The sequence below is a fragment of the Massilia sp. CT11-108 genome, assembly GCF_047302915.1.
Lineage (GTDB): Bacteria > Pseudomonadota > Gammaproteobacteria > Burkholderiales > Burkholderiaceae_D > Telluria > Telluria orientalis.
In genome coordinates, this window is the sequence record NZ_JBKYMO010001222.1 from 1 (window position 1) to 486 (window position 486).

Here is a 486-nt window from a genome sequence, read left to right on the forward strand (position 1 = left end):
CGTCAGTACCTGCGCCGATCCGGCCGGCCCGCCGCAGGGTCCGTGCGTCGAGGCGCAGCGACAGGCCGTCGTCGCGCAGCTGCGTCGTTACCTGCGCGAGCACGTCGCGCTGCTGCGTCTCGTTGGCGCGGAACAGCAGGCCGACGGCCAGCAGCGCGACGACGATGCCGGCCGTGCCCACCATCAGCAGGAAGCGGCGGCCCTTGCGGTCCACGAGCAGCACCGCGACGATGGTCATCAGCGCGTTCAGCACTTTCAGCAGCACGTCCGCGAGGTTGGCGCTGGAGCCGGACAGGCCCGCGCGGTTGAGGATATTGACGACGTACGCCAGCACGGAGTTGATGCCGGTCGCCTGGTTGCAGGCGAGGATCAGGCAGGCCAGCAGGAACGGCAGGACGTAGCGGCGCGACAGCAGCGGGTCCGTCACGCCGGTTGCATTCGTGTGCATGCGCGTGGGCGCGGCTGCGCGCGCGCCGCGCCCACGCG

Annotated in this window: 1 protein-coding gene; it reads right to left on the reverse strand. The window is 71.4% G+C overall.

All coding sequences use genetic code 11. The features are described 5' to 3' along the window. Positions 1-448: MFS transporter (locus ACEN88_RS34110; RefSeq protein ID WP_413346807.1), on the reverse strand; the 448-nt coding region annotated here is incomplete at its 3' end. Between the last annotated feature and the right edge of the window lie 38 nt (positions 449-486).